Origin of the sequence: Helicobacter sp. MIT 00-7814, assembly GCF_003364115.1 — a bacterium.
Taxonomy (GTDB): Bacteria; Campylobacterota; Campylobacteria; order Campylobacterales; family Helicobacteraceae; genus Helicobacter_F.
Genome location: NZ_NXLL01000055.1, coordinates 1 through 3,562 on the forward strand (window position 1 = coordinate 1; position 3,562 = coordinate 3,562).

General features: G+C 43.9%; 1 protein-coding gene. It reads left to right on the forward strand.

The window, feature by feature from the left end; all coding sequences use genetic code 11:
• Positions 1-3,562, forward strand: a 3,562-nt coding sequence (locus tag CQA49_RS10175) for an S-layer family protein (protein ID WP_181882670.1), incomplete at both ends; no start/stop codon positions are given.

The window sequence follows — 3,562 nt, forward strand, 5'->3', positions numbered from 1 at the left end:
TAGGCACGATAACCAACAATGCAGGTGGGCTAATCGAAGGGATTACGTTTTCTAGGGCAGCTAACACCATCACCAATGCAGGACAAATCGCAAATGGCTACTATGGTATAAGACAAGATGGCAGGAATACAGCCCTAACGACACTTACTAACACCAATATGATAAGTGGCACTACAGCTGGGGTGATGATAACAAGTAGAAATGCCACTGGTGGGAGAGTTACAACTCTTAATAATAGTGTAAATGCAACTATTTCAGGGGCTACAGGGATTTCAATTGGATTTAGTGCTAACAACCAAACACAATATGGCAATATCGCCACACTCAATAACTCAGGCAATATCACAGGCACAGCTGGACATGGCATTACAATTAGTCAAAATGGCTCTATAACAAATCTTAATAACAACAGCACAGGCATCATAGAAAGCACTAGCGGTGGCAATGCAATCAATCTCAATGGCTCTATAACCACACTCACAAATCAAGGCGCGATAAATGCTACTGGTGGTGTAGCGGGAATCCTCCTTAATAACGCTAATGCGCGCATAACCACTCTTAATAATAGCGGTGCAAACTCTGTCATCACCGGCGGAGAATATGGCATACGCCTGCAAAATGGCACAATTGGGAATCTTATAAATGCCGGGACAATCTCTACTTCGCACGCCACTAATGGCGCAATCCACATGGAAGGCGGAGAAATCACTAACTTAGAGAATAGGGCAAGTGGCACAATCGCAAGTATTGTAAAATTAAATGGCACAATAGGCACGCTTACAAATGCCGGGACGATTACAGATTTTAGCAATAGTGGCGGAAATGTCAATGACTTCCAAAATAGCGGAAATATAGGGAGTTTTAGCGTAAGTGGTGGAAGTGTCACCTACACCGAGCTAGGAAATGGCACAATCGGAAGCATGAATATAGCAGGCGGAACTTTCACTTACAACAAAAACGCTGCAGCTACAGGAAATATCACCAACCGCATAACTGGTAATTTTAGCAATGGTGCAAGTATCACCGGAACTATGAATATCATGCTAAGTGATGCGCCAAATACCACCCCGCCTACTACGCCAACGACTACCTTTATAAATGGTGCAGGTGCAAGTATCGCCCAAAGTGTGGAGGTGGAAAAATCGCTCGATAGATTCACAAATGAAGGCACAATCGCTGGGAATGTGAGCTTTAGCGGGAACTACACGACAAATACTTTTACTAACACAAATACAATCACCGGCGGTGTAAGTGTAGGCACAGGCTACACAATAGATTCTGTTACAAATTCCAGTGCTGGGAGCTTTGGCACTGGATTTACAAATAATGGCACGATAAATACTTTTGAAAATAGCTCAACTGCAACTAACACTTTCACAAACGCTGGCACGATAGCAAACTTCACAGAAAGCGCGGGCGTAGATAATACCTTAAACAATACCGGCACGATTGGCGCACTTACACACGATGGCGCCGGCACGCTCACCTATAGCGGAAATGGGAATCTCGGCAGTCTTAACGCAACTGCAGGTGTTATCACTTGGCAAAATACAGGAAACATTACAAATAGCCTTACAAATAACGCGACAACTATCAATGGAGATATAGGCTTGCAAAGCGCGCAAGGTGGAAGCGTGAGCGTGACGAATGCCGGCGCAACTGCAAATATAAATGGCACACTTACAAATAAAACAAACTCAACCGCCACACTTGAGAATGAGGGGACTATCGCAGGATTTACAAATGAAGGCACTTTAACAAACCTTACAAATAGTGGGACTATTACAACATTGACAAATAACAATACGATTGGCACATTTACAAGCACAGCGGGCACCATCGGCTATGCAGGCACCGGGGCGATTACTGGGAATTTCACAAATAATGGCGACATTACCGGAACTGACGCGATAATTTTACGCGGTGGTGCTGGGACAGAGACTTTTACAAACACCGGCACAATCGCACAAAATGTGCAAGTAGAGAAAAGTCTAACTTCATTTACAAACTCTGGCACGCTTACAAGCGGTGGCTCGCTAAGCACAGGCAATACGATAAATGCTTTTGAAAATACCGGCACTGGCGCTTTAGGGACTTTCACAAATAATGGCACAATAACAAGTTTCACTGATAGTGCAGGGGCAGGGATAACAAATACTCTAGCAAATAATAATTCCATCGGCTCACTTTCGCACACAGGCACCGGCACGCTTACCTATGGTGGAACTGGAAATGTAGGAAGCTTTGAATCAACTGCTGGAACGGTGACTTGGAGTAATACAGGAAATGTAACAAGTAGCCTTACAAATAGCGCGCAAATCAATGGCACCGGCACGATAAACATCAACGGGCAAAATGTCGCAATACAAAATCAAACAGGCGGAAACATAGCAAACGCCATGACAAACGCCACAAACTCAACCGCCACACTTAGCAATCAAGGAAGTATCACAGGATTCACAAATAATGGCAGTTTAACAAGTCTTACAAATAGTGGGACTATTACGACACTGACAAATAACAATACGATTGGCACATTTACAAGCACAGCGGGCTCTATCGGCTACACAGGCACTGGCACAATAACAGGGAATTTTAGAAACGATGGCGATATTACAAATGCCACACAAGGTAATGCCGGCACAATCACGCTTAGCGGTGGCAGTGCAACAGATACTTTTACCAACACCGGCACAATCGGCGCAGGTGGGACAGCAACCACAGATCAAAACATAAACATAGTTATTGATAAATCCCTTAATTCCTTTGGCACACAAGGCACGATTAATGGCGTTGTAACGCTTAATGCCGGACACACTCTTACAAACTTTAGCAACACTACTGCTAATGGCACAATCACAGGAGGATTTACAAACAATGGCAATGTAACAAACCTCACTTCAAGTGGCACAGCGCTTACCTATGCAGGAAGCGGAAATGTAGCAAACTTTAGCTCAAGTGCTGGCGTGGTGACTTGGAGCAATACAGGCGAAATCACAGCAAGCCTCACAAACTCTACAACGATAAATGCAACTAATGCTAATCAAACTCTAACACTCAATGGCACAGCCGTGCAGGTAAATAATCAAGCAGGTGGCAATATCGCAAATACGCTTTTAAATAAAGCAGGCTCTACAACTGCAAACCTCATAAATGCTGGCACGATAAACACCTATACAAATGATGGCACAACCACAAATCTTGGAAACGCTAGCATACTTACAAACCTTAATAACTCTCAAAATGCCATCATCACTTCCTTGCAAAATGGCGATGCAAACACTACAAATGCAAGTATTGATACTTTCACAAATGCTGGCAAAGTGACAAATACTTTTAATAACTTTGGCGCCATAACAACAATCAACAACAACGCCACAGGCTCGCTTGATAATGGAATCACAAATAGAAATACTATCACCACCATCACGAATGCCGGCACAATTAGTGGCACTAATGGCATTGGCAACGCTCAAGGCGCGCGAATCACCACCATCGACAACACCGGCTCGACAAATATCACAAATGAGGGCACAATAACCACGCTCAATAACAACGCGGG